Annotated in this window: 18 protein-coding genes; 8 read left to right on the top strand and 10 right to left on the bottom strand. The window is 58.2% G+C overall.

Annotation, left to right across the window (positions count from 1 at the left end):
- Positions 1–24 precede the first annotated feature (24 nt).
- On the top strand, positions 25–429 hold the full coding sequence (gene mgsA / locus H6B10_RS04240; protein ID WP_204650027.1) for a methylglyoxal synthase: 405 nt from the start codon (positions 25–27) through the stop codon (positions 427–429).
- A 174-nt stretch (positions 430–603) separates the two neighbouring features.
- Here mgsA and H6B10_RS04235 read toward each other — a convergent pair whose 3' ends face one another.
- The 3 genes from H6B10_RS04235 to dapF all read right to left on the bottom strand — a co-directional run bounded on the left by H6B10_RS04235 (position 604) and on the right by dapF (position 3,182).
- Positions 604–1,014, bottom strand: a complete 411-nt coding sequence (locus tag H6B10_RS04235) for a pyridoxamine 5'-phosphate oxidase family protein (RefSeq protein WP_204650021.1) — start codon at positions 1,012–1,014, stop codon at positions 604–606.
- A gap of 20 nt (positions 1,015–1,034) precedes the next feature.
- On the bottom strand, positions 1,035–2,222 hold the full coding sequence (locus H6B10_RS04230; protein WP_204650019.1) for an LL-diaminopimelate aminotransferase: 1,188 nt from the start codon (positions 2,220–2,222) through the stop codon (positions 1,035–1,037).
- 102 nt (positions 2,223–2,324) lie between these two features.
- Positions 2,325–3,182: a diaminopimelate epimerase gene (gene dapF / locus H6B10_RS04225; RefSeq protein WP_204650017.1), complete on the bottom strand. Its 858-nt coding sequence runs from the start codon at positions 3,180–3,182 to the stop codon at positions 2,325–2,327.
- A 134-nt stretch (positions 3,183–3,316) separates the two neighbouring features.
- Between dapF and acpP the strand changes: the two genes are divergently transcribed.
- From acpP to H6B10_RS04210, 3 genes are read left to right on the top strand one after another with little or no spacing between them, the layout of a single operon-like run.
- Positions 3,317–3,553, top strand: coding sequence for an acyl carrier protein (gene acpP / locus H6B10_RS04220; RefSeq protein ID WP_204650015.1), 237 nt, complete (start codon positions 3,317–3,319; stop codon positions 3,551–3,553).
- A 30-nt stretch (positions 3,554–3,583) separates the two neighbouring features.
- Positions 3,584–5,023, top strand: a complete 1,440-nt coding sequence (gene proS / locus H6B10_RS04215; protein WP_204650012.1) for a proline--tRNA ligase — start codon at positions 3,584–3,586, stop codon at positions 5,021–5,023.
- Positions 5,024–5,074: 51 nt separating this feature from the next.
- Complete coding sequence (locus H6B10_RS04210; RefSeq protein ID WP_204650011.1) at positions 5,075–6,172, top strand: hypothetical protein; 1,098 nt, start codon at positions 5,075–5,077, stop codon at positions 6,170–6,172.
- A 66-nt stretch (positions 6,173–6,238) separates the two neighbouring features.
- On the opposite strand, the gene H6B10_RS04205 is transcribed toward H6B10_RS04210, so the two are convergent.
- The 5 genes from H6B10_RS04205 to H6B10_RS04185 form a co-directional block, all read right to left on the bottom strand.
- Positions 6,239–8,539 (bottom strand): hypothetical protein, encoded by a 2,301-nt coding sequence (locus H6B10_RS04205; protein ID WP_204650009.1) that lies wholly within the window; start codon positions 8,537–8,539, stop codon positions 6,239–6,241.
- Positions 8,540–8,694: 155 nt separating this feature from the next.
- Positions 8,695–10,221, bottom strand: a complete 1,527-nt coding sequence (gpmI, locus tag H6B10_RS04200; RefSeq protein ID WP_204650006.1) for a 2,3-bisphosphoglycerate-independent phosphoglycerate mutase — start codon at positions 10,219–10,221, stop codon at positions 8,695–8,697.
- 93 nt (positions 10,222–10,314) lie between these two features.
- Positions 10,315–11,085: a triose-phosphate isomerase gene (gene tpiA / locus H6B10_RS04195; RefSeq protein ID WP_204650004.1), complete on the bottom strand. Its 771-nt coding sequence runs from the start codon at positions 11,083–11,085 to the stop codon at positions 10,315–10,317.
- Between the two features lie 83 nt (positions 11,086–11,168).
- A complete protein-coding gene (locus tag H6B10_RS04190; protein ID WP_204650001.1) occupies positions 11,169–12,377 on the bottom strand; it encodes a phosphoglycerate kinase in 1,209 nt (402 codons plus the stop codon).
- 154 nt (positions 12,378–12,531) lie between these two features.
- Positions 12,532–13,206, bottom strand: coding sequence for a DUF6198 family protein (locus H6B10_RS04185; protein WP_204649998.1), 675 nt, complete (start codon positions 13,204–13,206; stop codon positions 12,532–12,534).
- A 181-nt stretch (positions 13,207–13,387) separates the two neighbouring features.
- Here H6B10_RS04185 and H6B10_RS04180 point away from each other — a divergent pair, with 181 nt between their 5' ends.
- Both H6B10_RS04180 and H6B10_RS04175 read left to right on the top strand, forming a co-directional pair.
- Positions 13,388–14,233 (top strand): YihY/virulence factor BrkB family protein, encoded by an 846-nt coding sequence (locus tag H6B10_RS04180; protein ID WP_204649995.1) that lies wholly within the window; start codon positions 13,388–13,390, stop codon positions 14,231–14,233.
- 16 nt (positions 14,234–14,249) lie between these two features.
- Positions 14,250–15,269, top strand: coding sequence for an acyltransferase family protein (locus H6B10_RS04175; RefSeq protein WP_204649992.1), 1,020 nt, complete (start codon positions 14,250–14,252; stop codon positions 15,267–15,269).
- Between the two features lie 44 nt (positions 15,270–15,313).
- Here the strand turns inward: H6B10_RS04175 and H6B10_RS04170 are convergent, their stop codons facing one another.
- Together H6B10_RS04170 and pulA are read right to left on the bottom strand one after the other, a co-directional pair.
- Entirely contained in the window at positions 15,314–16,519 is a 1,206-nt protein-coding gene (locus H6B10_RS04170) for a winged helix DNA-binding domain-containing protein (protein ID WP_204649989.1), read from the bottom strand.
- A 73-nt stretch (positions 16,520–16,592) separates the two neighbouring features.
- Positions 16,593–18,521, bottom strand: a complete 1,929-nt coding sequence (gene pulA, locus H6B10_RS04165) for a type I pullulanase (RefSeq protein WP_204649987.1) — start codon at positions 18,519–18,521, stop codon at positions 16,593–16,595.
- 182 nt (positions 18,522–18,703) lie between these two features.
- Between pulA and H6B10_RS04160 the strand changes: the two genes are divergently transcribed.
- Positions 18,704–19,078 carry a GntR family transcriptional regulator gene (locus tag H6B10_RS04160; protein WP_243427247.1) on the top strand — a complete coding sequence of 125 codons (375 nt, stop codon included), beginning with the start codon at positions 18,704–18,706 and terminating at the stop codon, positions 19,076–19,078.
- A 3-nt stretch (positions 19,079–19,081) separates the two neighbouring features.
- The coding region (locus tag H6B10_RS04155) for an ABC transporter ATP-binding protein (RefSeq protein ID WP_204649985.1) at positions 19,082–19,840 on the top strand (759 nt) is incomplete at its 3' end.

Here is a 19,840-nt window from a genome sequence, read left to right as displayed (position 1 = left end):
TGTTTTGAAGGATGGTGTAGCGTTATGATAATTGCCCTGGTGGCACACGACTCCAAGAAGGAGTTGATGATTCAATTTTGCACCGCATACCGGCATATTTTGGCGCAGCACCAGTTGATTGCCACAGATACCACCGGCCGGCTTGTGGAAGAAAACACTGGGCTGACCGTGCAGAAATTTTTGCCCGGCGGCCATGGCGGTGACCAGCAGATCATGGCCCGCATTGCCTGTGACGAAGTGGATATGTTGCTGTTCTTCCGCGATCCCATCAGTGCCAAGCCCAGCGAACCCAATGAGATGAACCTGCTGCGCATCTGCGATGTACATAACATTCCGGTAGCAACCAACATTGCCACCGCCGAAGTGCTGATCCACGGCCTGGAGCATGGCGACCTTGACTGGCGTACCATCCTCAACCCGCAGCACTGATTGTATAACAGAACATAAAAACCCGCCCCGTGTAAACCACGAGGCGGTTTTTCTTTTCTTAATCGGCTTTGTTCAGCCACAGGCCGGATGCAACACCTGCAATCCCCGCCGGCTTTGTACAGCTGCTACAGCCGTACCGTCAGCAGAATACCGGTTTTTGAGGAAAAACAAGCATCAATAATTCATAATATCCTTGACCGTTCCCGACATGGAGAACAGCTTGGCGGACAGGTGGTCCATGTACACAATGCCCAGCTTATTGCCGGTTTCCTCGTTGTAGAGGTCCTGCAGCTGCGGCATCACCTGGAATGCCGCTTGCTGCGCTTCGGGGGTATTGTCAAAATTGGCAGTGCCCTGCACACGCAACCACTCGCCGCGGTCATTGGCGGCACAGATCTCCAGATTGGTATTGTCCAGCAACTGCTTGTAGGCTGCCTTGTGCTTGCCGATGGCCAGGCACAGATGATCTTTATACCACATGGCAAATCCCAGAGGGCGAACGCGCGGCAGATACCCGTCTACGGTCGCCAGATAGAACGTGGGATTCTCCTTCAGGAAATTCATAATCTCTTCATTCGGTTTCATGACAATCCCTCCTCGTGGGTTTACAGTTTTGCAAGCGCAGCTTTCAGGCGCTCGGCAGCTTCGCGGGTACGCTCCGCATCACCGAAAGCCGTCAAGCGGAAATAGCCTTTGCCGCAGGGGCCAAAACCTTCACCGGGCGTGCCAACAATATGCGCGGTGTCCAGCAGCCAGTCAAAGAATTCCCAGCTGCCCATGTTGCCCGGGCAGCGCAGCCAGACATAGGGGCTGTTTTTGCCGCCGCAGTACCACACACCGGCTTCATCCAGCGCAGCGGCAATGACCGCCGCATTCTTGCGGTAATAATCCAGATTCTGCTGGATCTCGCGCATGCCTTCCTCGGTAAAGACAGCCTCGGCACCGCGCTGCACAATGTAAGGCACACCGTTGAACTTGGTGGTCTGGCGGCGCAGCCACATCTTGTTCAGGCTCTGCCCTTCCGACTGGATACCAAAAGGCACAACGGTATAACCGCAGCGGGTACCGGTAAAGCCTGCAATCTTGGAGAAGCTGCACACTTCCACCGCCACGTCCTTGGCGCCCTCTACTTCGTAAATGCTGCGGGCACAGCCTTCCTCACTGACAAAGCACTCATACGCAGCGTCATACAGGATCACCGCGTTATGTGCCTTGGCCCACTGGACCCACTGGGTCAGCTGGGCGGTGGTGTAGGCAGCACCGGTAGGATTGTTGGGGCTGCACAGATACACAATGTCAGCTTCGGTGGTTTCGTCCGGCATGGGCAGGAAGTTGTTCTCGGCATTGGCAGCCATATAACGGATGGTGCGGCCTGCCATCATATTGTCATCCACATACACGGGATAAACCGGGTCGGGCACCAGCACCGTATTGTTCACATCGAACAGGTCCAGCAGGTTGCCCAGATCGCTCTTGGCACCGTCCGAAACAAAGATTTCGCCCAGTTCCAGCTGAACGCCGCGGCCTGCATAGTAGTTGCGGATGGCTTCCCGCAGGAAATCATAGCCCTGCTCGGGGCCGTAACCGCGGAACGTTTCTTTGCAGCCCATCTCGTCAACGGCCTTGTGCAACGCCTCGATGACCGGTTTGGCCAGCGGCAGCGTCACATCGCCGATGCCCAGACGGATGATGTCCGCGTCGGGATTGGCCTGCTGATACTCGGCCACCTTGCGTGCGATGGTGCTGAACAGGTAGCTCTCATTCAATTCTGCATAATGCGGGTTGAGTTGCATGATGATCCCCCTCTTGTGTATACTTATCCACTTACGATTAATTTACCACAATTTCCGGGAAGGTGCAAGAGAAGATTGCACCATGCAACCGCACCTTTGTTCTTACCCTTCGGGCACCTCCACAACGCCTTCAAATACCGTGCGGGCCGGGCCGGAAAGCAGCACCGTGTCATCCTCCAGCACGCATACGGACAATGTCCCGCCCGGCATGGTGACCTCCACGGCCTTTCCCCGCGGGCAGCTGCCCCGCAGCACCAACAAAGCCACCGCGGCGCAGGCTCCCGTTCCGCAGGCCAGTGTAGCGCCGCTGCCCCGCTCCCACACTGCCGCCGAAATGCGCTCCGGTGTATGAATTTGCACAAATTCCACATTGGTTCCCTGGGGAAAAGCCGGGTGCCGTTCCAGGGTACCGCCCCACACCGCCAGCTGGGCGGCATCGGGCAGCCGGGCCTGCCCCGCCACCACACAGTGGGGGTTGCCCATGCTGATGCACCCCACCTGCCAGTTGCGGCCGGCTGCCACCAGCGGTACATCCAGCAAGGGCCCTGCCCCCAGCCCTACCGCCGGGATATCTTCCGCACGCACCGAGAAACGCCCCATCCCGGCGCACCAGCTGTGGGGAGCCGTACGGTATAACGTTTTGCGGCCCGCCCGCGGAGTATCCAGTTCGATGCGATCCTTCACCACGCCGTGGGTATACAGGTATTCCGCCACACAGCGTACTCCATTGCCGCACATCACCCCTTCGCTGCCATCCGCATTGTACATCACCATGGTGGCGTCCGCATCTGCCAGCATCGGCGGCGCAATACAGATCAGGCCGTCCGCTCCTACCGAAAAATGCCGCCGGGACAGCCTTGCCGCCAGCACCGGAGCCTGCGCCGGGACCCCGCTCTGGCGGCAATCCAGATAGATATAATCATTGCCGGCACCCTGCATTTTGGTAAACTGTAATTTCATCCATCACACCCCCGCACAATGTATGCGGCGGGCGGGCTTTTCAGTACCGGGTTTTTGTTGGTTTCCTCTTGACATCCTCTGGCAGATACGCTATATATTTAATGAATATTTGTTTGCAGAAGGAGTTAAACTTTATGGATTCCGAAGTTTTTGCGCGTATCCGCGATTATCTGGCTGACCAGCTTGAAGTCGACCCCGAAAAAATCACCCCTGACAGCGACATCGTCAACGATTTTGGTGCCGACAGCCTCGACGTCATCGACATGATCACTACCCTGTCCGACGAGTTCGGCGTGGAGATCCCCGATGAGGATATCGAGACCTTCCACACCGTGGGCGATGTGGTCAATTATCTGGAGGAGCGGCTGTAAGATTCAGCCGTATGATGTGAAGGAGTAGACATGGCAAGCGATAAGAAAAAAATGGTCGAAGCGATCACCGCACAGGAGGTCGACTTTGCCCAGTGGTACACCGATATCTGCACCAAGGCCGAACTGGTGGAATATTCCAGCGTGAAGGGCTTTGTGGTGCTGCGCCCCTACGGCTATGCAATCTGGGAAAACATCCAGAAAAACCTGGACACCCGTTTCAAGGCCACCGGCCATGAAAACGTGGCAATGCCGATGCTGATGCCTGAAAGCCTGCTGAAGAAAGAAGGCGAACTGGTCAACGGCTTTGCTCCCGAAGTTGCCTGGGTCACCATGGGCGGCAGCGAACCCCTGGAAGAGCGCCTTGCGGTGCGCCCCACCAGTGAAACGCTGTTCTGTGACCACTTCAGCCATGTGCTGCACAGCTACCGTGACCTGCCGATGCTGTACAACCAGTGGTGCAGCGTGGTGCGGTGGGAAAAATCCACCCGCCCCTTCCTGCGCACCCGTGAGTTCTGGTGGCAGGAAGGCCATACCATCCACGAGACTGCTGAGGAAGCCCAGGCCGAGACCGAGCAGCAGCTGAACTGCTACGCCGACTTCTGCGAGAACGATCTGTGCATCCCCGTCATCAAGGGCCGCAAGACCGACAAGGAGAAGTTTGCCGGCGCCGAAGCCACCTACACCATCGAAGCCATGATGAAGGACGGCAAAGCCCTGCAGAGCGGCACCAGCCACTACTTTGGCGACAAGTTCAGCCGCGCTTATGACGTGACCTTCACCGGCCGCGACAATACGCTGCAGTATCCCTTCCAGACCAGCTGGGGTGCTTCCAGCCGTTTGATCGGCGCCATCATCATGACCCACGGCGACGATGACGGTCTGATTCTGCCCCCGGCCATCGCTCCCATCCAGGTGGTCATCGTTCCCGTTGCCGCCCACAAGCCCGGCGTACTGGAAAAGACCCGCGAACTGGCTGCCGAGATTGGCAAATATGCCCGCGTGAAGCTGGATGACACCGACAAACAGCCCGGCTGGAAGTTTGCCCAGTGGGAAATGAAGGGTGTGCCCATCCGTCTGGAAGTTGGCCCCCGTGATATTGAGCAGGGCCAGTGCGTGCTGGTTCGCCGCGATACCCGCGAAAAGCAGTTCGTCAAGTTTGAGGATCTGGCCACCGCCATTCCCGCTGCACTGGATGCGCTGGCAAAAGACCTCTACGACCGCGCACTGAAGAACCGCGAAGCCCGCACCACCAGCGCCACCACCATGGACGAGATCAAGGAAAAGTCTGCTGCCTCCACCGGTTTCATCAAGACCATGTGGTGCGGCGATCTTGCCTGCGAAGAAGCCATGAAGGAACAGGCCGGTTTGTCCAGCCGCTGCATGCCGTTCACCCAGGAATCCCTGAGCGATGTATGCCCGGTTTGCGGCAAGCCCGCCACCAAGATGGTTGTCTGGGGTATTGCATACTAATAGAAAAACAGAAAGGGCAGCGCGGTGCGCTGCCCTTTATTAGGTGATACAATGTCGGTTTTGCTTCTGACATTACTGATTTATGGCGTTGGTCTGGTGCTGACTGCCGTGGGCAGCCGCCTGGCCGGGCGCTGCACCACCTGGTGCTGCGCCCTGTGCGGGTTGCCCATGTGGGTAGTCGGCGGTACGGTTGCGCCGTTTTGTCTGGCGCTGCCCCAGCTGATGCTGGCTTTTCTGGCGGCCGGGTTGTCCATTACCTCTCTGGCTGTGGGCACTGCGCTGGCCGGTGCCGTTGCCAACCTGGGGCTGGCCCTGGCCATCTGCCTGCTGAATCCCCGCCACGAAGTTTCGGTGGACCGCAACGAATTCTGCCGCAAGTGCCTGTTGCTGCTGGCCGCCTGTGTGGTGCTGATCGTATTTGTGCGGGACGGCTCTTTGAGTTATACCGGTACCGGTCTGCTGATGTTTTTGTTTGTGGTCTTTGTGCTCATCAGCATCGTTTACCAGCACCATTTCATCTACGGCGAGGGCTGTGACCTGATCACTACCGCGGAAGAACCTTCCCGCGAGACCCTGGCTGGCGCGGGTGCTGCCTCTTACGGTTATACGGCCCACACCATGGCTTTCCCGGTCATGAGCGTTTTCAACGCGCTGAAAAATCTGCTTGGTGTGACCGTGGGTCTGGTCCTGCTGGCCGGTGGCGCCCAGGCGCTGGTATACAGCGCTGCCAGCCTGGCCAATCTGACCGGGACCATTCAGGCCCTGTGGGCCGCCACCCTGATCAGCTTCGGCTTTTGTCTTCCGCTGCTGGCAGATGCGCTGGACCATCCCATCGGTTCGGTCTGGAAGCGTTTTTCCATGCGCTGCCGGTATTATCCGCCCAGCACGCTGCCCATCCAGCTGCTGAACAGTGCCATCCTGAACCTGACGCTGGCACTGCCTATTTCCAGCCTGATGTACCGGCAACGGCTTCCCTTTGGTTCACAGTTCCGGCATTATGATCTGCCCATCTGCATTGCCATGGGCATCACACTGCTTCTGCCGCCCCTGCTGCGAAAACGGTTATACCGCTGGCAGGGCGCTGTATGTCTTGCGCTGTATCTGCTCTATGTGGCTGCGGCGCTGTTAGCCCCCCTGTCCGGTGCATAACGGCACCTTATCTTTTCCCCAACAATCAAACGGGCTGCGCTTCCAGCGCAGCCCGTTTTGCTGTGTTTATACTGATTTTTTGCGGCGGATGCTTCGGACGCCATATCCCAGCAATCCCAGCAGCGTGACCAGGCTCACAAGATCAGCTGCCAGCCACCGTTTGGGTTCACGGAAGGCCACCGAAATCTCCCCAGAGAACCCCGCGGGCACCGTTACCCCCACCATACCATTGGCGGTGCGGAACACTTCTCCTTCCCCGTCCACAATGGTGTAACCCGGATAGTAGAGCAGCGGCAGTTCCGCATATCCCAGTTCACCGTTGACCTCACTGCAGCTGAGCACCGTTGTATTTCCACGGCACTCTACCGAGGCAATCTCCACCGTTGTCACGGCTGTATCGCAGGTAAACCCGTCCCGGGTTTCCACGGCGCCATCCGGCAGATACAGGCTGTCATAATACCAGGCCATATTGCTGATTTTGTAGTCTGTATAGATCATCTGGGCGCGGTCCCCCAGATAGGAGGTATCTACTGTGGGCAGATAGCTGTGATAGAAAATAGCCACGCCCAACAGCGAAGCCGACAGCAGCAGTGCCGCCACCGGCTGGGCATACCGCCCGCGCCGCAAAGCCGATACCGCACAAACGCTGACCAGCACCAGCAGCAGGGTTGCCAGCGAAAAATACCGCCAAGGGAACTGAATGGCCAACAGCAACCGGCCTACCACCGGCAGAGAACCAAGAATCCCCCAGGGGAATGTGTTGGTACACATCCAGCAGGCCAATGTTCCCAGCACAGCCACCCAGGCTCCGATTTTGCGTTCGCGGCGAGGCATGGCCGGCCCCTGGGTGAGCCAGCACCAGACAAAGGCCACCAGCCCTGCCACCAGCACAACACCGATGCTGTTGTGGTCGGCGCGCCAGCTGAGCAGTTCCGAAAGCCACAGCCCGTTCTTCTGTACAGAAAGACCGCCGGCAAAACTTTCGCCGCCGTACATATTGTTGTAACCGCCGCCCAGCATCAGAGTGAGGAACGGCACCAGGAACCACAGGTTGAGCAGAACCACCAGACCGGCAGCCGTTACCCATACCCCCAAAATTCTTTTGGTAAACGTCCGCCGGAAATGATACAGGCAGAAAACCGCAGTGGACAATGTTGCCAGTTCCAGCGAAATAATGTGAGTTTGCACCAGAGCACCAAAGGATACCACCAGTTCGGCGCAAGCCACCCGGGCCGTATGCCGGTCCGGTTTTTGCTGTGCATACAGCAGGCTCAGTGCCGCCGGGATCAAAGGCAGAAACGCCAGGGCCGTATATTCCCCCACCGCCGTACGCCAGTAAATATTATAAATGTGGTAGGGTGCCAGCATGTACAAAATACTGCCTACCAGCGCGGTTTTGTTATGCCGGAACATCTGGCGGAAACTGAAAAAGGAGATTCCCGCCGTAAGAGCCTGCACCGCAATGGCATAGGTACGGTATGCCCCCTGTACGCTCATTCCCAGCAGGCGCAGCACTGCCGGGAAATACAAAAACAATTCGCCGTAAAACAGCGAAGGCGCATACCCGTAGCCGTCCTTGGCCTGGGAATAGACACGCACCGGGAACTGCCCTTCCCGCAGGGCCTGGGCGATTCCTTCAATGCGGGAAAGATGGAACCGCCAGTCGGCACCCTGAGCACCACCGCTATTCATGAGCAGCGGCACACAGGTCAGCACCGTAACGGCTCCCAGCAACCACAAACAGCCGCGAAGGTCCGCGTCCCGCAACGCTCTGGGGCTGCCTGGCACCAAAAGGACCAGTGCCAGGTCCACCAGCGCAAATACCACAAACCACCCCAGTACACAGGCCCATGCATAGGCCATATCCTGGCGGATTTCCACGTTGCCGATGGTAAAAATGCCGCCATCGTTATCCGCCACCAGACGGATGGTATCGCTGGCATAGTCTACATTGAGTACCACCGTATCCTGTTGAGCCTGTACATTGACCCAAGCCCGTTCGCCGCTGACCGACATTTCTTCCTCGGCCGTAAAATATACACTGGAGCGCCGTTCGATTTCTTCTTCGGTGCGGCCCGGCTCATACCGGTAATCCAGTGTAACGCGGTAGTGCCCGGCCGGCAGCGACATAGCCGGCGTTTGCAGAATCGGCTCACCGTCGGTCATTTCGGTAACGCCGCGCCGCCCGTCGGCATCATATTCAATGCTGGATGCCTGGGCAATCACTTCCCACTGATCGGGTGTGAAGGTATACGTTACCGCCGGTTTTGCCGCCGCCCAAAGGGCCCCCAGCACCACCAGAAGTTCAAAAAGAAGCAGAACCAAAACCGCCGGACGGCGGCAAAGGGATCGGATAGATTGACGCATGCAGATGTTTCTCCTGTTTTTCTACACAAAAAAGTTCATAATGTAATACTATACCGCATTCCAGCCCCAAGGGCAAGAGCATCCCCCTTCATACGACCAAACCAGACAAAAGCCGCCGCGCTTTTCAGCGCAGCGGCTTTTGAATAACAATGGGATTACTCTACAATGATGCTCTTGCCGGTCATTTCTTCCGGTACGGGCAGACCGATGTAGGGCAGCATGGTGGGAGCGATGTCGGCCAGGCAGCCGCCTTCACGCAGCTTCACATCGCCGGCACCGATCACCGCGAAGGGCACCACGTTGGTGGTGTGGGCGGTGAAAGCACTGCCATCAGGGTTTTCCATCTTCTCGGCGTTGCCATGGTCAGCGGTCAGGAATACGACACCGCCCTGGGCCAGCACAGCATCCACCACTTCGCCCACGGCCTTGTCCACAGCCTCAACAGCCTTGACGGCAGCCTCAAAGACGCCGGTGTGGCCGACCATGTCGCAGTTGGCAAAGTTGAGGATGATCACGTCGTACTTGCCGCTTTCGATGCGGGCTTTGCACTCGTCGGCAACCTCATAGGCGCTCATCTCGGGCTTCAGGTCGTAGGTGGCAACCTTCGGGCTGGGGATCACCTTGCGATCCTCGCCCTCGTAGGGAGCTTCCACGCCGCCGTTGAAGAAGAAGGTAACATGTGCATACTTCTCGGTCTCGGCAATGCGCAGCTGGGTCTTGCCGTTCTTGGACAGGTACTCGCCCAGAACGTTCTTCAGTTCTACCGGCGGGTAGGCCACTTCGCAGTTGGGCATGGTGGCATCATACTCTGCCATGCAGACATAGTTCACCTGCAGGCGGCCGCCGCGGCGCTCAAAGCCCTGGAAGTCATCATCGCAGAAGACGCGGGTCATCTGACGGGCACGGTCGGGGCGGAAGTTCATGAAGATAACGGTATCGCCGTTCTCCACACGGCCACCCTCGCAGGTAACCACGGGAACTACGAACTCGTCGGTCACATCGGCAGCGTAGCTGGCGTCGATGGCTTCCTGGGCGTTGGCGGCGTGGTTGCCCTCGCCGTAGACAAAGGCAGCATAGGCCTTCTCTTCACGATCCCAGTTGTTGTCACGGTCCATGGCGTAGTAACGGCCGGTAACCGTGGCGATCTGGCCGATGCCCAGCTCATCCAGCTTGGCCTGCAGATCTGCCAGGAAGCCCTTGCCGCTGTGGGGGTCGGTATCACGGCCGTCCATGATGCAGTGCAGGAACACCTTGGTGGCGCCCAGCTGCTTGGCCATGTCCAGCACACCAAACCAGTGGTCCGCATGGCTGTGCACACCGCCGGTGCCCACCAGGCCCATCAGATGAATGGCCTTGCCGGCATCGATAGCCTTCTTCATGTTGTTGTACAGCACGGGATTCTTGACCATCTCGCCGTCCTGGATGGACTTGGTGATGAGGGTCAGCTGCTGGTACACGATGCGGCCGGCGCCCATGTTGGTGTGACCGACTTCGGAGTTGCCCATCTGGCCGTCGGGCAGACCAACCGCCATGCCGGAAGCATCAATGGTGGTCATGGGGCAGGTGGAAAAGATCTTGTCCAGATTGGGTTTCTTGGCGGCGGTCACGGCATTGCCGAAGGTCTGGTCGGGGGTCCAGCCGAAACCGTCCATAATGCACAAAAGTACAGGCTTTTTGCTCATAAGAGTGCGATCTCCTTAAAATCTGAAAATGAGAAAAGAGGGCCCGGCAGCCCCGAGGGACCGCCGGAACTCTCCTTACGTTTGGGGATTGGATCAGCCCTTGCTGGCTGCGTCCACGATGATGGCAAACTGGTCAGCCTTCAGGGAAGCGCCGCCGATCAGGCCGCCGTCCACGTCGGGCTTGCTGAGCAGTTCCTCAGCGTTCTTGGCGTTCATGCTGCCGCCGTACTGAACGGTCAGGGCCTTGGCGGCATCCTCGCCGTACAGCTCGCCGACCACCTTGCGGATGGCAGCGCAGACTTCCTGAGCCTGGTCAGCGGTAGCGGTCTTGCCGGTGCCGATGGCCCAGATGGGCTCGTAGGCGATGACCACGTTCTTCAGTTCCTCAGCGGTGACACCGTTCAGAGCGATCTTGACCTGCATACGGACCAGTTCCTCGGTAACACCCTGCTCACGCTGGGCCAGGCTCTCGCCAACGCAGATGATGGGCTTCAGACCGCCGGCCAGAGCCGCACGGGCACGCTTGTTGACGGTCTCGTCGGTCTCGGCAAAGTACTGACGGCGCTCGCTGTGGCCGATAACGACGTACTCAACGCCCAGATCGGTCAGCATATCGGCAGAAATTTCGCCGGTGAAAGCGCCGGACTTCTCAAAGTGAACGTTCTCGGCGCCCACATGGATGTTGGTGCCGCTGCACTTGGCCACAGCCACGCACAGGTCGGTGAAGGGAACGCAGATGACCACTTCACAGTCAGCGCCCTGCACAGCGGGGACCAGGGCATCGATCAGATGGCCTGCCTCGGTGGGGGTCATGTTCATTTTCCAGTTGCCGGCAATAATAGCTTTACGATTCTGCTTATCCATGATTTAAAACTCCTTCCGATGTTTCCTCTCAGGGGGATACCCCAAAAAGGGCGCGGCGGCCCTGCCGCCGCGCCCTGCGGTTGTTACGCTTTCTGGATAACGGCAATACCGGGCAGTTCCTTACCCTCGAGGTACTCAAGAGAAGCACCGCCGCCAGTGGAGATGTGGGTCATCTTGTCGCCCAGGCCCATCTGCTGAACAGCAGCAGCGCTGTCGCCGCCGCCGATAACGGTGGTAGCGTCGCTCTCGGCCATAGCCTTGGCAACGGCCAGGGTGCCCTGTGCCAGAGTGGGGTTCTCGAACACGCCCATGGGGCCGTTCCACACAACGGTCTTGCTGGCCTTGACGGCGTCAGCAAACAGCTTCATGGTTTCGGGGCCGATGTCGCAGCCTTCCATGTCGGCCGGAATAGCGGTAACGGGAACCACAATGGTCTCGACAGGGGCATCGATGGGATCGGGGAAGTCCTTGATGCAGGCGGTATCGACGGGCAGCAGCAGCTTAACGCCCTTCTCCTGCGCCTTGGCCATCATTTCCTTACAGTAGTCGATCTTGGTATCGTCGCACAGGCTCTTGCCGATCTCGTAGCCCTGGGCCTTGAGGAAGGTGTAAGCCATGCCGCCGCCGATGATCAGGGTATCGACCTTTTCCAGCAGGTTGGAGATAACGTTCAGCTTGTCCGCAACCTTGGCGCCGCCCAGAATAGCGGTGAAGGGACGAACGGGATCGTTGACAGCGTTGCCCAGGTACTTGATTTCCTTTTCCATCAGGTAGCCGACAGCGGTATCCTGAACGAACTCAGTCACACCGGCAGTGGAGCAGTGGGCGCGGTGGCAGGAGCCGAACGCATCATCCACGTAAGCATCGGCCAGGCTGGCCAGATCCTTGCTGAACTCGGGCATGTTCTTGGTTTCTTCCTTGCGGAAACGGGTGTTCTGCAGCAGCACCACGTCGCCATTGTTCATGGTGGCGACGGCAGCCTTGGCCTGTGCACCGACGACTTCGTCATCATCGGCGAACTGGACGGGCTGGCCGAGCTTCTCGCTCAGGCGCACAGCAACGGGAGCCAGACTGAACTTGGCCTCGGGGCCGTTCTTCGGCTTGCCCAGGTGGCTGCACAGGATGACCTTTGCGCCATCGTTGATCAGTTTCTTGATGGTCGGCAGCGCCGCGTTGATGCGGTTGTCGTTGGTGATGACGCCGTCCTTCATCGGAACGTTGAAATCGCAGCGGACAAGAACGCGTTTGCCGGCGTAGTTTTCATCATCAATGGTCTTTTTACCCAAACCCATAGTAAAAGCTCCTCTCGGTATGTTTTACAATTGTTTTTGTCAGGGCACGATGCCCCAATGGCCTGACTCTATTATACGCACAAACCTTCTTTTGCGCAAGATGTTTTTGACATTTTTTTAACTGCCAGCTTCCAAAAAAAGCGATCGTGCCCCCTTATTTTTCGTGCGAAAGGACCGAAACAAAGTCGAATTTTTGATCGATCAAGCGGCCGAACAGCCCCGCCAGACGCCCGTAAGTCAGCGCCCCCACCACGGTACCGACGCCGATACCCTGCAAGTCATGGAGCACCCCCGCCGTAAGCAGCACCGAAACAGCCACACAGCTCAGATCAAAGGTGGTTTTTACATTGGCGTACGGTTTCCGGATGATCTGGGACAGGTCCCGTGCAAACAGATCGGTGGGAATGATGGGCAGTTTGCACCGGTTGGACAGAGCAATGCCCACCCCCACAATGGGGCAGCTGACCACAAAATAGAACACCCGCCACGGCATGGTATAAGGCAGATGGGGCAGCCATGCGCCAAAGATATCCAGCAGATTGCCGAACACAAAGCCCACCACAAAACTGAACAGATAGGACGGGACAAATTTGCGCCGCAGAATCATAAGGGTAACCACCAGTCCCCCCTGGAACAGATAGGTCCAGGTTCCCAGGGTCAGGGACGGGAACACCAGGGACACCGCATAGGGAAAGCTGGATACCGGCGAAATGCCCAGCCCGGCATAGACCGTGAGGGAGACAGCAAAACTGTTGATGATCACCGCCACCGCCAGGGCCAGTTCCCCGCGCAGCGTTATACGGCGGGCTGTGGTTTGTTGTGCCTGCATAGAAAAAACTCCCTTACTGAAATGTTACATTGTCTTTTGTAACTATATTCTGTTTCCGGGATTTTCGCAAGTACAAAATCTTCCCGTGCCGGCCCGCCTTTATTCCCGGCGTTGATTTCGCGGCCGGCGCATATTATAATGAACGTACATAAACCGTCCGCCGAAAGGGAGGAATCCATTCATGAATTCCCGGGTACAGCGCTCCAAAGACTTTGTTTTTTCCGTGCTGGGTCCGTTCCTGGGCCAGAACATGCCGATTTTTGCCGGGTGCGCAACGTTATTTTTGTTGATGGCTTCCTTCCCCCTGCTGATCTGGGTTCTGGTAATCGTCAACCATTTACCGGGCTACTCCATCACCGATGTAGCCGATCTGCTGTACCAGTTCCTGCCGCAGGTCCCCGAGATCCAGGACGTGATCCTGGAAGTACTCTACGGGCTGAATACCCAATCCACCACCTTTGTGGCGTCCTTTGCAGCCGTGACGATGCTGTACTCTGCCTCCAGCGGTATGTATGCGATCCAGAAAGGACTGCAGCGGCTGACCCCCGGTGCCCGGTACAAGCTGTATGACCGGCTGCTGGCGATTTTGTATACGGTGATTTTTGAAGGGCTGCTGCTGGCGGTGCTGCTGTTGCAGGGGCTGCGTTCCATCTTCCGGCCGTTGAGCCTGCTGCTGGCCCGCAACCCTTACTGGAGCGATATCATTGAATGGTTCAGCCACTGGATCAGTTTCAGTGACATTCTTGCCATTCCCGTTCTGTTCTTTGCCATTCTGCTGATGTACACCTATGTACCAGGCGGCAAACGTTCCCCCCGCCTCCAGATTCCGGGCACCGTGTTTGCTTCCGCCGGGTGGGTACTTTTCTCCCGGATTTTTTCTTTCTATATCATGCATTTCTGGAAGCTTTCTTATATTTACGGTTCCCTGACCGCCATCATCCTGATGATCCTGTGGCTGGATATTATTGTCAATCTGCTGTTCCTGGGCGCCGCTTTAAACGCGGCCTTACAGCGAAAGAACTACTGATTTTTTGGAGCAACGCATGAAATCCTCCCTTTCTATCCCGGCGCACTATCGCCCCGGCCTGGACGTGATCCGCCTTTTGGCTTTGTTGCCGGTGCTGTGTTATCATTTCTGCATCGAAGCCGCCCGGTTGGGTTTTGCCGTGCCCGCCTTTCTCATAGGCCGCGGCATGGCCGATTGGGTGGAGGTTGGTCTTGCCTGGTTTTTCCTACTTTCCGGTGCGGCGCTCTGCCTCCAGTGGCGCGGGCGGTTCCGCTGGCGCCCCTATCTGGTGGGCCGCGCCGCAGCCATGTACCCGGCTTTCTGGCTGGGGTTTGCCGTGCTTTTTCTGTACGGAGAGGTACTGCACGGCAACAACGCAGAAATCCCCCGTTGGCGCGTGATCTTTTCGATTTTGGGATTGGACGGCTACCTGGCCCCTGTGACCCAGACCTTTTACAAAATCGGGGAATGGTTTCTGGGCGTGATTTTGCTGCTCTATCTCGTATTTCCTCTGCTTTTGTGGTGCATGGAAAGCCGCAATCGCCGCCGTGTGCTTTTTGCGATTCTGCTTGTCTGCCAGCTGGTGTGGCCCGTTCTGTGCCCTGCACCGCTGGAAGCCGGCCATACAGTGCTGGGCCGTCTGCCCGCCTTTGCCCTGGGGGTCTGGTTCGGTTGCCTGCTGGCAGAAAACCGGATTCCTATGCCCTACTGCCTTTGGGGGCTGGCAGCCTTGCCGCTGCTGTGGGTATCTGCCGTACCGCACCTGGCTGTGTTGCTGGTGATTTCGGCGGCGCTTTTCTGGCCGGTTTACCGGTTGGGCCAGCAGATTCCCGACCGGTTCTGGAACTTGCTGCGCCGCCCGGCTGCCTGGAGTTACGGTGTTTATCTTGTGCACCATGTGCTGCTTACACTGGTTTTGCTGCCCGCCGCTCTGCGCCTGAGCCTGCCGCTGGCGGTATGGTTCCCGGTATTTTTGGTGGTAAGTTTTGCCTTGGCCGCCCTGCTGACCGCTATGGCCGCCCCCTTCAGCCACCTGATCAAGCGTGCCTTCTCTTGAACATAAAAGCCCCGCGAATCTTTGGACCGATTCGCGGGGCTTTTTTATGCCTGTTCTTGCCTGCAGATGCCAGGTTCCATCCCCCGGAAAGCCGCATAGGCTTCCACCTTCCGCAGCAGTTGTTTTTCCCATCCGGAAGGGAGTGGTTCAAAAAGCTTCCCGGTAACGTCCATCCGATTACGGACGGCTTTGGTTTTCCATATGCCCACAATCTGCCCCTGGAACAGAATCACATTTGGATTCGCCACCGTGCGCCACACCTGGCGCTGCAATGTGGTATCTTCCAGCAAAAATGTACGGTCCCGGGCATCCAGATAGGGGTCATGTGCCCCCAGCAGAACCAACGGCTCTTCGGCAGGGCGGGCCCCGGTCAGCGCCGGAAGATCGTTTTCCAACAGGTAGGCGGTTTTTCCTTCTTTTTGTACCGGAACCAGTTCTTCCTTTACCGCCTGCCACAGACGCTTTGCCTGCCGGGGAGTACACCCCAGCCAGGCCGCCAGATCCACCTGTGCAGCCGGGCCGTACCCGTGCAGAAATTTGCGCACCAGTTTTTGCTCTGCCTGGGGATCAGCAGGGATGGTATGGCCCGTCCACCGCCGATAGGAAGTAAAGGTAGGATGAGTTCCCCGCCGCGCGCCAAAAATCACCTGCCCCAGGAAGGCGCAGGGACGCAGTGCAAAGGAAACCACCGCGCCCCCTACGGTCTGCCGGTCCGGTCGACCGTACATAGAAGGGGCATTCCAGCGCTGCCGCTGTTCCGCAGGCAGCAGGGCGACAGCCTCCGCCGCCAGCACCCGGTCCAGTTCTTCCTTGCTTTGCACCGCGCATCCGTCCAGCAGGCGCACAGCCTGTTCCACCAGTGCCAGTGCATCCTCCCACTTCATGCCGAGAAAATCCAGCGCCAGTGTAATACCACGGGTATAAATCCACGGTTCCTCCCCCGGTTGTGCCGCCAGGGCTGACAAAAACACCGTGCTTTCTTCCGTGGGAAAGATTACCGGTGCCCCCCGGCAGCTCCATGCCTGCAGCAGTGTTTTTTCCTGTTCCAGGGCAGCCTGCAGGCCGGACCGGGTGCATTGGGGCATCCGCACAAACGCTGCGGTTTCCCACGCACCGGGCGGAGAATTTTGAAACCCGCACACCCCCGCCGCCGAAAGCAGCTGTTCCGGCGGGCAGGGGTGATCCAGATGATGGACGGCCAAACGATACCGCCTGACCTGTTCCGCCGTTACCTGTACTGCCGCAGCCATACAAATCAAACTCCTTTGCCTGAGAAAAGCCAAAACCGCGTGCCCTTTTGCGGGTACACGCGGCTTTGGGGTATTATTCCGCCACCAGAATAGTGACGCTGCGCGGTTCCAGTTCCAGCGCATCCCGGCACAGCGGGCCAAAAGGCGTTGTGCCCGCGTGGGTGCCATCACACAGACGGCGCCATGTGCCGGAAGGCAGGCTGACCCATTGCCGGGTACGTTCCGGATTGTAATAGACCACCAGCTGGCCCACCGGGTCGTTGCCTTCCGTTTCCGGTACAAACCCGATCAGCCATCCGGGCAGGGCCAGAATGAACGGTTCCTGTTCCCCGTAGGCCCCGGCCAGCCGCGGATAAGCCCGCCGGATGGCCAGCATACCCCGGTAAAACGAGGTCAACGCCGCAAATTCCGGCCGGCAAGCCCGCCGCCAATCCAACCGATTGGTGGACAGCGGCCCCTGGTAACTGTTGTGGTCCCCATATTTTGTACGGCCAAACTCCTCCCCTGCCTGGAAGAAGGGCATGCCCTGGCAGGTCAGGCAGATTCCCACCGCCATCCGGTTTTGACCCAGCAGGTCGCTGTCGGCCGCGTCATAGTCGCCTCTGCGAGCCACCGCTGCCAGCTTATCCCACAGGGTAAAATTATCGTGAGCGGAAACATACTGCACCACCTGCATGGCCTGCCGGGGGCGGAATCCCCGGGCACCGCTGCGCCAGGCCGCCACCGCGTGCAGCACATCATAGCCGCACTGGGGCGCCCCGTTTACATAACCCGCATTGGCTGCATCGAACACGTTGCCTTTGACGGCATCCCGCGTATCGTCACAGAAGAACCCGATGCGGTCACTCAATGCATCCAGCGCCCGTTTATCGCTGGGACGGGCACCGCCTTCCAGATTGGTGCCGCCGCCCGTCCAGGGTTCGCCATACATCAGAATTTCCTGCCCGCCGGGCAGCGCATCCAGTGCCGCACGGATGGCGTTCATGGTGTCCACATCTTCCAGCGCCATCAGGTCAAAGCGGAAGCCGTCAATATGGTACTCCCTGGCCCAATACAGAACCGAATCCACCAGATACTTGCGCACCATGGGGCGCTCACTGGCAAGATCGTCGCCGCACCCCGACCCGTTGGTCATGTTTCCGTTGGCCCAGCGGCGGTTCCAGTAACCGGGCACGGTGCGTTCCAGCCAGCTGTCCGTGTGGTAAGTGTGGTTGTAGACCACATCCATGATCACACCCAGCCCCGCACGGTGCAAAGCCTGGATCATCGCCCGGCATTCCCGCACACGGACCTCGCCATGGAAGGCATCGGTAGAAAAGGAACCTTCCGGCACGTTGTAATTCAGGGGGTCATAGCCCCAGTTGTATCCGCCGGGCCTGGTTTCGTCCACGGTGGCAAAATCAAAAATAGGCTGCAGCTGTACATGGGTCACCCCAAGCCGCTTGAGATAATTCAGGCAGGTGGGGTGTTCCCCATCGCCATCCAGGGTGGTATCCTCCGGCACAAACCCCATATATTTGCCGCGCCAGGCTTCGGGCACACCACTGTGCTCGTCAGCGGAAAAATCCGCCACGTGTACTTCCCACACTGCACGGGCATGGGCGGGAATGGACGGACGCCGGTCCTCTGCCCAGTCGTCGGGCTGTGCAGCATCCAGATCGATGACCATGCCCCGCTGACCGTTGGCCCCCGCCGCCCGGGCATAGGGGTCCACCACCGCAGCGGTATGGCCGTCGGGAAAATGCAGTTGATACAGATAATATACGCCGTTCAGATTTCCCGGTACGGTGACGGACCAAACGCCGTCCCCCGCCGGCTGCATGGTATGTTCCGCCAGCCCGGCGGCACCGGGTTCCTGATCGGTACCGGTAGCAAAAAGTTGCAGTTCCACTGCGGACGCAGTAGGCGCCCACAGTTTAAAAACCGTTTGTGCGGGGCTCCAGGTTGCGCCCAGATCCGCACCGCCATAATACGGCAGTTCGCAGGCTTGCTGCCAATTCATGGTAGATCTCCCCTTCTGGAATAAGAAAAAGCATGGTTTTATTGTAGCAGTCCCACAAAAAGTTTGCAAGTGGCACAGGCAAAGACAGCTTTTTGACCAAAAGTATTGACAGGGATGCTTTCATGTGCTATAGTTAGTTACACAAGTAATGAACCATATAACCAGAGAAAGGCGGTGAGCACTTGCCCCCTGTATTGAACGACCACACCTCCATTTATCTGCAAATTGCCAAAATGCTGGAAGACGGGATTCTGCGCGGCATCTACCCGGAAGAGACCCAGGCTCCCAGCACCAACGAGCTGGCGCGCACGCTGCGCATCAACCCGGCCACCGGTGCCAAAGGACTGAACCTGCTGGTGGAAGAAGGCATCCTGTACAAACGGCGCGGATTGGGCATGTTTGTTGCAGAAGGCGCCGCGGCCAAAATCCGTGCCAAGCGGCGGGAAGAATTTTTGGAACAATACGTCAAACCGCTGGCGGCCGAAGCCCGCAAGCTGGGTATTCAAACCGAAGAATTGCAGGCAATGCTGGCAGCTGCCTGCCAACAGGAGGAATGAACAATGGATGGGAAATTTTTACAGGCCGAAGGGTTGTGCAAAACCTACGGCAAGGTAACAGCGCTGGACCACGTGAATCTGACGCTGGAACCCGGGCATATCTACGGACTGATTGGCCGCAACGGCGCAGGCAAAACCACCCTGCTGGCTGCCCTGACCGCCCAGCTGCCTGTGGAGGAAGGCCGCGTGACCTACGGCGGGGAGCTGGTATGGGAGAACGAGAAGGCACTGGCGGACCTGTGTTTCAGCCGGGAACTTTCCGGCAAGCTGGGCGCCAGTGTGAACAGCCTGCGGGTAAAGGAATATCTGAAAGCCGGACGGATGTTTTACCCCCACTGGGACGAGGAATACGCACACCGTCTGACGAAACAGTTTGGCCTCAACGAAAAGAAACGGATCAACGCCCTTTCCAAAGGCATGATGAGCGCCCTGACCATCGTGCTGGCCCTGGCCAGCCGGGCGCCCATCACCATGATGGATGAACCGGTAGCCGGACTGGACATTGTAGCGCGGGAAGATTTTTACCGCCTTTTGCTGGAAGATTACGCCGCCACCGGACGAACCTTTGTGATCTCCACCCACATTCTGGAAGAAGCCGCCACAGTGTTTGAGCGGGTGCTGATTCTGAAAGAAGGCCGCCTGATCGAGGACTGCGACGCCGACGAACTGCTGGCCCGGTTCTGTGCGGTATCGGGACGGGAAGATGTGGTGGATGCCGCCTGTACGGGATATGAGGTACTGCACACCGAAACCCTGGGCCGC

The organism is Gemmiger formicilis, from assembly GCF_016901605.1.
Classification (GTDB): domain Bacteria; phylum Bacillota; class Clostridia; order Oscillospirales; family Ruminococcaceae; genus Gemmiger; species Gemmiger formicilis_B.
The sequence above is the reverse complement of the archived record's forward strand: the minus strand, read 5'-3'. Positions and strand labels throughout refer to the sequence as shown.

Bases quoted from the DNA above. Each gene is read 5' to 3' on its own strand.
- H6B10_RS04170 (WP_204649989.1), bottom strand. From the start codon at position 16,519: ATGGCTGCGGCAGTACAGGTAACGGCGGAACAGGTCAGGCGGTATCGT.
- H6B10_RS04190 (WP_204650001.1), bottom strand. From the start codon at position 12,377: ATGGGTTTGGGTAAAAAGACCATTGATGATGAAAACTACGCCGGCAAA.
- pulA (WP_204649987.1), bottom strand. From the start codon at position 18,521: ATGAATTGGCAGCAAGCCTGCGAACTGCCGTATTATGGCGGTGCGGAT.
- H6B10_RS04175 (WP_204649992.1), top strand. From the start codon at position 14,250: ATGAAATCCTCCCTTTCTATCCCGGCGCACTATCGCCCCGGCCTGGAC.
- proS (WP_204650012.1), top strand. From the start codon at position 3,584: ATGGCAAGCGATAAGAAAAAAATGGTCGAAGCGATCACCGCACAGGAG.
- H6B10_RS04210 (WP_204650011.1), top strand. From the start codon at position 5,075: ATGTCGGTTTTGCTTCTGACATTACTGATTTATGGCGTTGGTCTGGTG.
- gpmI (WP_204650006.1), bottom strand. From the start codon at position 10,221: ATGAGCAAAAAGCCTGTACTTTTGTGCATTATGGACGGTTTCGGCTGG.
- acpP (WP_204650015.1), top strand. From the start codon at position 3,317: ATGGATTCCGAAGTTTTTGCGCGTATCCGCGATTATCTGGCTGACCAG.
- dapF (WP_204650017.1), bottom strand. From the start codon at position 3,182: ATGAAATTACAGTTTACCAAAATGCAGGGTGCCGGCAATGATTATATC.
- mgsA (WP_204650027.1), top strand. From the start codon at position 25: ATGATAATTGCCCTGGTGGCACACGACTCCAAGAAGGAGTTGATGATT.
- H6B10_RS04205 (WP_204650009.1), bottom strand. From the start codon at position 8,539: ATGCGTCAATCTATCCGATCCCTTTGCCGCCGTCCGGCGGTTTTGGTT.
- H6B10_RS04230 (WP_204650019.1), bottom strand. From the start codon at position 2,222: ATGCAACTCAACCCGCATTATGCAGAATTGAATGAGAGCTACCTGTTC.
- H6B10_RS04235 (WP_204650021.1), bottom strand. From the start codon at position 1,014: ATGAAACCGAATGAAGAGATTATGAATTTCCTGAAGGAGAATCCCACG.
- H6B10_RS04185 (WP_204649998.1), bottom strand. From the start codon at position 13,206: ATGCAGGCACAACAAACCACAGCCCGCCGTATAACGCTGCGCGGGGAA.
- tpiA (WP_204650004.1), bottom strand. From the start codon at position 11,085: ATGGATAAGCAGAATCGTAAAGCTATTATTGCCGGCAACTGGAAAATG.
- H6B10_RS04180 (WP_204649995.1), top strand. From the start codon at position 13,388: ATGAATTCCCGGGTACAGCGCTCCAAAGACTTTGTTTTTTCCGTGCTG.